Source organism: Rhodococcus tibetensis (genome assembly GCF_024438035.1).
GTDB classification, from domain to species: Bacteria; Actinomycetota; Actinomycetes; order Mycobacteriales; family Mycobacteriaceae; genus Rhodococcus_F; species Rhodococcus_F tibetensis.
In genome coordinates this window covers 199,316-206,436 of sequence record NZ_JANFQF010000012.1, presented here as the reverse complement: position 1 = coordinate 206,436, position 7,121 = coordinate 199,316, and the positions used below count along the sequence as shown (strand labels likewise).

General features: G+C 64.0%; 5 protein-coding genes and 1 pseudogene. All 6 read left to right on the top strand.

Translation table 11 applies throughout. The features are described from left to right. A pseudogene (locus tag NOF53_RS28065) lies at positions 1 to 162 on the top strand (pyridoxal 5'-phosphate synthase lyase subunit PdxS); the annotation flags it as partial. 163 nt (positions 163 to 325) lie between these two features. Then, positions 326 to 1,057 (top strand): GntR family transcriptional regulator, encoded by a 732-nt coding sequence (locus NOF53_RS16405; protein WP_255970577.1) that lies wholly within the window; start codon positions 326 to 328, stop codon positions 1,055 to 1,057. Between the two features lie 82 nt (positions 1,058 to 1,139). Continuing rightward, complete coding sequence (locus NOF53_RS16400) at positions 1,140 to 1,952, top strand: alpha/beta fold hydrolase (protein ID WP_255970575.1); 813 nt, start codon at positions 1,140 to 1,142, stop codon at positions 1,950 to 1,952. Between the two features lie 398 nt (positions 1,953 to 2,350). Next, positions 2,351 to 3,748, top strand: a complete 1,398-nt coding sequence (locus NOF53_RS16395) for an amino acid permease (RefSeq protein ID WP_255970573.1) — start codon at positions 2,351 to 2,353, stop codon at positions 3,746 to 3,748. 223 nt (positions 3,749 to 3,971) lie between these two features. Continuing rightward, complete coding sequence (locus NOF53_RS16390) at positions 3,972 to 5,675, top strand: hypothetical protein (RefSeq protein ID WP_255970571.1); 1,704 nt, start codon at positions 3,972 to 3,974, stop codon at positions 5,673 to 5,675. A gap of 480 nt (positions 5,676 to 6,155) precedes the next feature. Beyond that, positions 6,156 to 6,980, top strand: a complete 825-nt coding sequence (locus tag NOF53_RS16385; RefSeq protein WP_255970569.1) for a hypothetical protein — start codon at positions 6,156 to 6,158, stop codon at positions 6,978 to 6,980. Positions 6,981 to 7,121: the final 141 nt, after the last annotated feature.

Below are 7,121 nucleotides of genomic sequence, written 5' to 3'. Positions count from 1 at the left end.
GGTAACCCGGCCGAGCGGGCGGCGGCCATCGTCAAGGCCACCACGTTCTTCGACGACCCGGACGTGCTCGCCAAGGTTTCCCGTGGACTGGGTGAGGCGATGGTCGGTATCAACGTCGACGACATCCCGGTCCCGCACCGCCTCGCCGAACGCGGCTGGTAATCCGGGCGGGCAACAGGGCAACGGTGGGGCAGGGGAACGTGGACCGATATCGGATCCGGCCGTCCGGCGCGGGCATCTCCCATACCCGTCGGTCGTTTCCGACACGAGTTGCGCACCCGGCTCGAGAGTTTCGCCGACGAAAAGATGGGATACGATATTTTGCATGCCGATACCATCAGAGCGCGGTAGGCACAAGAGGTCATTGCTGCGCGAGAACGCTTACGTCTCGCTCCGGGACGCGATCGTCAACGGTACGTTCGCGCCCGGGGAACAGCTGCGTGACGCCGAGATGGCGGAGTGGCTCGGAGTCAGTCGAACCCCCATCCGGGACGCGATCGCGCGCCTGGAGTCAGCGGGCCTGGTACACACCGAACCAGGCCGGTCCACTGTGGTGTCGACGATCGAGCGCAAGGCGATTCTGGATGCGCAGAGCGTGGCCGCTTCGACGCATGCTCTCGCCGTTCGGATCGCGGTGCCGCTGATGGGTAAGCGGGAATTCGATGCCATGGAGAAGGCGAACAAGCAATTCGCGGCGGCGTTCGCCGCGGGCGATGTGGATCTGGCGCTGCGCAGCGACGACGAGTTCCACGGCGTAGCGGTGACGGCGAGCCAGAATCAGGTAATCCCCACGGTACTCGAGCACGTGACCCCTGTCCTCAGGAGGATTGAACGCCTACGGTTTTCGTCTCTCTCGGGGCGCGAGTCCATCGCTCAGCATAAGCAGATCATCAAGCTCTGCCGCAGCGGTGATGCGGATGGGGCGGCGGCGGCGGTCCAGCGAAATTGGGAGACCCTGTCCCTCTTAGTCGATCGTGACGAGCTGGCAGAACCGCAGAATGCCGACCCGCAGACCGGGAATTCGACTGCCGAGAACTCACCTCACTTCCTCGAATGAAACGCTGGCGCACGACTCCGCGCAGGTTAACCCGTGCGCGTCAGGATGTGCCGACAACTGGACCACACTGAAAGCATTGGGAATGCCAATCGCGACAATCAACGAAATCCAACTCAACTACGAGGTCAGCGGCGACGGTCCGCTCGTGGTGTTGATCATGGGAACCGGCAGCCCCGGCAGGGTCTGGAAGCTGCACCAAGTGCCGGCGCTGGTCTCCGCAGGTTTCAAGGTCTGCATCTTCGATAACCGAGGAATCGAACCGAGCAGCGCCAACTTCGACGTCATCACCATCGACGAACTCGTTGCGGACACCGCGGCGCTGATCGAACACATTCGCGATACCAGTACTTCACGTGCCTTCGTCGTCGGGACCTCGCTCGGCGCACGCATCGCCCAGGAACTCGCCCTGGCTCGACCGGACCTGGTCGAAAAGGCCGTCTTCCTCGCCGGTCATGCGCGGTACGACGAGCTGCAGAAAGCCCTTGTCGAGGGCGAACTCGAGAATGCCAACAGGCCGATGACCCTGTCCCCGAAATACCATGCCGCCGTCACCGCAGCGTTGAACCTGTCACCGACAACGCTGAAAGACGACAGCAGCGCACGGATGTGGCTCGACGTCTTCGAGTACTCGCCTCCAGCCAACAGTCGTGGCGTCCTCGCGCAGAAGCGAATCGCTCCCGATTTCGATCGCAGAGCGGCGTATCGACAGATCGCTGCCCCGTGCCTGTCCATCGGCTTTGCCGACGACCGCATGATCCCGTCATCATCCGCCGCCGAACTCGCTCGCCTCATACCGGGCGCCCGATACATCGAGATCCCCGACGCCGGGCACTACGGCTACCTCGAACAACCGGAGACGGTGAACACCGAGATGGTGAACTTCCTGGCCCACTGACTGACCGGGATCACTTGTGGAACAGGGCCTTCAGAGAGGTGAAGGCCTAGTTCAGCGACCGCGCGGTGAACGGTGTCCCGCTCGTCGGCAGGTGTTGCTGCCAACTTTGCCGGAATTCGATCGGCTAACAGAGATGCTCTCGACCCGTCAGGTTGGGTCACTACCGCCGAGCACTCCATTCCCATGGTGAAAGTGCCGCTCCTAGAACAGCTCTGGTGCCACAGGCAAACCTGGGCGTGCGTCGTCGAATAGTCACCTGCACCCCTTTCGTCGAGTAGTTTTCGCCGCGGCCTTGCCAAAGCAACCTAAACGCAATATTTTGCATACAGGATGTCGTGAGAGCCACGTCACGTCCGTGTCCCGGCTCCAGGACTGCATCTACTCGTAGAAGGAAGCTCATGGCCCCACACCAACCCGAACTGACCGACGACGGTCTTTCTCGCGGCCTGAACGCTCGACATATCCGGATGATCGCGATCGGAGGGGCGATCGGCGTGGGACTGTTCCTGGGATCGGGCAAAGGCATCAGCTTCGCCGGCCCGGCCCTCATCGCGGTGTACGCGATCACGGGATTCTTCATTTTCATCGTCATGCGAGCGCTCGGCGAGTTGCTGATGTACCGCCCGGTTACCGGAAGCTTCGCCGCATACGCACGGGAATTCCTCGGCCCGTCCTACGGGTTCATCACGGGGTGGGGCTACTGGCTCACCTGGACAATTATCGGAATGGCAGAACTCACCGCCGCAGGCCTTTTCGTAAAGTTCTGGTTCCCGTCAATCCCGCAGTATCTGACAGCATTGGTTGCACTCGTCGCGATCGTGGCGCTGAACCTGGCGAGAGTCGGCTTTTTCGGCGAGGCCGAATTCTGGTTCGCCTCCATCAAGATCGTCACGATCCTCGCGCTGATCATCGGCGGTGCCTGCGCACTGATCTTCAACCTCGGCACTGCCGGGCGCGAGGGTTCCATCGAGAACCTCTGGTCTCACGGTGGCCTCGCGCCGCAAGGGCTGCTGGCCGTACTGCTCGCCTTCCAGATCGTCGTCTTTTCCTATCAAGGTGTGGAACTGATCGGTATGACCGCGGCCGAAACCAGCAACCGAGAAAAGGTGCTCCCCAAGGCGATCAACTCCATTCCCTGGCGGATCGGGATCTTCTACGTTGGAACGCTCATCGTGTTGCTCTCGCTCTTCCCGTGGGACCAGTTCAGCGCCAACGAGAGTCCCTTCGTCAAGGGCTTCGCTCAACTCGGTCTGCCGGCGGCCGCGTCCGTCATGAACTTCGTGGTCCTCGCCTCGGCGCTCTCGTCATGTAGTGCCGGCCTGTACAGCAACGGCCGACTGCTGAAAAAACTCGCTTCAGACGGGATGGCGCCCGCCCGGTTCCGCAAGACCAACAAGGACCACGTGCCCGCCACTTCGATCCTGGCATCGGGTGCGGTCATGCTGATCGGTGTCGTGGTAAACGCCATCGTCCCGGAGCAAGCCTTCTCATACATCTCGGCCGTCGCGACGATCGGCGGGATCTGGTGCTGGGGAATCATCGTCGTCTGCCATCTCGTATACCGATCGCGGGTAGCCGCCGGGGTGGCAGCTCCGAGTTCGTTCCGTCTGCCCTTCGCCAAGCCGCTGTGCTGGGCCACACTGGTCTTCTTCGCGTTCGTGACGGTCTTGCTTGCGTTCGACGAAAACCAAAGGGTCGCTCTCTATGCGGTGCCGATCTGGGCCGCCGTTCTGTTGATCGGTTACCGAGCCTCGCGGTTCCGCCACGCCGTCGACGAACCGCAACCGGTCGGCTGACCGATGGTCGTTCCCACGTTGTGACATCGCCCGTCCGCGCTCACCACTGACCGCAGGATCGGTCGCACGCGAAGTGCCGAGTACGGGGACGGATTGGATTAGTGCCGGGCGCAGACCTACCGCGCCCGGCACGTCTACATGGTGACTGCTGACGTATCTGCAACACATCCTGTTCAGGGCGACACGATTCGAGTACACCACCGAATCCCGCAGGAGAACACTGATGACCACCGCGACCCCACCGCGTTCGCCCTGGGACACACCCACCCATTCCGACTGGCGCCGCCTCGGTGCCCGGCTGACCGACTGGTCGGAGAGCCTGACCAGCCGCGGCGATGTGCTCGTGCAGGTCTTCCCTCAGGATCCGGCTACGCGCCGCCCCGCGGGGCTGTTCAACCACCGCACCGCGACGATCACCCTGGATGCTGCCCAGGCACTGCCCGGGCGCCCGGATCCCGACCGTATCGATCTGCGCGATGCGCGGGATCGGGCACGGTTCCCGGTGCTAGCCGGGGTCCTCACCCATGAGGTGGGGCACGCGACCCACACTGTGCGCCGCAAGGGCCTGACCGGGAGCGTTGCCGAGTGGGCGGCGCTGCTGGAAGAGCCGCGGATGGAAGGCCGTGTCTGGGCGTGCCGCAGCGACACAAGGCGCTGGTTGCAGGCTTCGGTGGCTCATCTGTTGGGGCGCGGCGATCCCACGTGCCCAGAGGAAGCGGCAAGGGTGCTGATCCTGATCGGCGGCCGCGCCATGGCCGGGGTCCTCGACGTCGATTCTCTTCCGGACTTGGACGCCGAGGCCGGGCGGTGGCTGACGGGGGAGCAGATCGCGGTGATTTGTGAGCAGACGGACAGAGCTGTTGCCGCGGCCGATGGTGACACTGCGACCATCGCTGCGGCTGCGGCCCGTATCGCGGCCTTGTTCGAAGACGGCGCGGAAGGCGGTGACACGGGCGGAGCCGACGAAGAAGGTGATGGTGGCTGCTCAGGGCACAGTCACGGAGCGCCGGACGTCGACAGTCCGCTGGGCAAGGCCATTGCGATGATCGCCGCGCAGGCCGCAATGGAATTGCGCGCGGCAGAGGGCGTGGTCGATCCCTCACCGCAGGCGCAGGCGCAGGCAGCGAAGTCAGCCGCTCGCGAGCATGCCGCCCAGATGGTCGCCGACCACCGTCAGGCCCGGGCAGGTGAACACGCGACAACCCAGCGCCGACCGGTACTCGACGAGCAGCGGCAGGCCCGCGCACTCGCCACTGAGCTCGCTGCGGCGGCCGCCCGGGATGTGGACGTGACGCGATCGCGTGCGGGTACGCCGCCGGGGCGATTACGGACCGCGCAGCTGGTACGTCGGCAGGGGCAGATTCATGCGCGGGTTACCCCGACGGCTACCCCGTGGGAGTCCACGCGTCGCCGAACTGTTGACAATCCGCGTCTGACTGTTGGTGTCGCACTCGATATTTCGGGTTCGATGGAGGCGTACGCCGCGCCTACTGCTGTTTCTGCATGGGCGCTCGCCCGCGCGGCGGCCGAACTCGGTGGTCGGACGGCGACGGTCACGTGGAACCACACGGCGGCGTTGTTGCCGGTTCGCGCGAACAGCGGTGTGGTCCCGGTGCCGTCGATCTGTGGTGCGTCCTCGGGGCTGCCGGCGGCGTTGCGGCCACTGTCGCGGGAACTTTCTTTCGACCGGTGCGGTGGTGCGCGTCTGGTTGCGGTCGTTACCGATGGCGATTTGCCCAATCAGGTGGAGGTCTGTGCGGAGGTGGCGCGGCTGATCAGTTGTGGGGTGCGGGTGTTGTGGTTGACGGCGCCGGATGAGCGGACGATGCCGGCGCCGCCGGGCGTTTCTGCGCATGTGCTCGATGATCCGTCGCAGGTTGGTCGGATCATCGGTCGCGCCGCTGTTGCCGCTCTGCGCAGTGTGTAGGGGTTCGGCGGGCCGACGTGGACGGAGAAATAGGTGAGCCCCCACCTGCTGGTGGGGGCTCACCTCTATGACGTCTGGGGTTTTGCGTTGCCCAGGCTCCGGCGACGGGGCCGACGGTCGTACGGATGGGAGAGTAACACAACGTCGCTTTGGATTAGTTTCAGAATCGCCTGTTTGTGGCTTATGGGGCGTGAGGTGTCGATCCGGGGTGCCGTCTGACGGGGCATATGCTGTTCGGACGCCTGGTGCGAGGCCGGTCAGCGAAGTCGTTAAAGCGGCATCTAGCTGGCGTTGAGGCAACATGGAAGCGGCACCCGGAGTACTCGGGGAACTCAGGAGAGTTAAGTTAACCCAGAGGTAACAGATAGATCGAGATGTCCGTCCGGAGGTGCAAAGTGATTGGACCAGACACACCCGGGCGGGAAATCGGCCCAGTCGTCCGCAAACGCGTAGACGAAGCTCACCGACATACGCGCGGAGATGCCAGGCCCATGGAGCTTCGAAGAATTCTGTCGATGGCTGTCCCGCCGGCGCGGTAAGCCCATCGAATTGCGCCCACTGAACGCCGACCTACTCGACGGCGCCCCCTGTGGCTGGTCCGTCGACTGCGAAGACGTCGACATCATCTACTACGCCGTGAGCACCGCGAAACTGCACTCACGGTTCATCTCCTATCACGAGTGTGCCCACCTCCTGTTCGGACACGAAGGCACACCCAGCGATTGCCAGGCATTCGTCCAACTAGCTCCCGACATCGCCCCCGACGCCATCCGCAACGCCCTCGGCCGAACCGACTACGACGAACCACAAGAGCAAGAAGCCGAACTGCTCGCTATGAGCCTGCTCCGCCACGACGAAGACAGGCTCCTGACCCGCCGCGGTCGCACCGACCCGGAGGATCTGGCGTACTACCTGTGCCACTGCCCGGCGCGCACCACCTTGAACCATTGTCACCGTCGCCGGAAGACGAGGGCGATAGAGGAAACCTTTTACACCGCGAAGGGCCAGACGGGCCTGGACCACTACCAGGTTCGGCAGTACGCGGGCTGGTGCCGGCGCCTCACCCTCTCGATGCTCGCGCACACCTTTCTCACCGTCACCCGGTCAAAAAAGGGGGCCCGAGAACCCGGCGACGACAGCGAGTTGATCGCACTGAGCGTGCCCGAGATCCGACGGGTCGCTCTGCCACCTGGTCTGGAGGTATCCACCCGACCCCCGCCACGTCCTCGCACGCTCCCACTGGCGCCGCCGCCATCAACACCGAGCCCGACAATGCCACTACCGAGCCCGAGGGCACCTGCCTGAATGCGACTGAAGAAACTAGTCACGCGGCGGCGCAGCGCGGGGCTGCGGTGAGAGACTGGGACCCCGCGCTGCATGGTGTCGTGCCACCACCGTTCAAGGGTTGGGGATCAGACATGTTCCAGCTCAGATCGGCGGCTCATC

Coding starts and splice junctions, on each gene's coding strand:
- NOF53_RS16385 (WP_255970569.1), top strand. CDS start 6,156: ATGCCAGGCCCATGGAGCTTCGAAGAATTCTGTCGATGGCTGTCCCGC.
- NOF53_RS16405 (WP_255970577.1), top strand. CDS start 326: ATGCCGATACCATCAGAGCGCGGTAGGCACAAGAGGTCATTGCTGCGC.
- NOF53_RS16395 (WP_255970573.1), top strand. CDS start 2,351: ATGGCCCCACACCAACCCGAACTGACCGACGACGGTCTTTCTCGCGGC.
- NOF53_RS16400 (WP_255970575.1), top strand. CDS start 1,140: ATGCCAATCGCGACAATCAACGAAATCCAACTCAACTACGAGGTCAGC.
- NOF53_RS16390 (WP_255970571.1), top strand. CDS start 3,972: ATGACCACCGCGACCCCACCGCGTTCGCCCTGGGACACACCCACCCAT.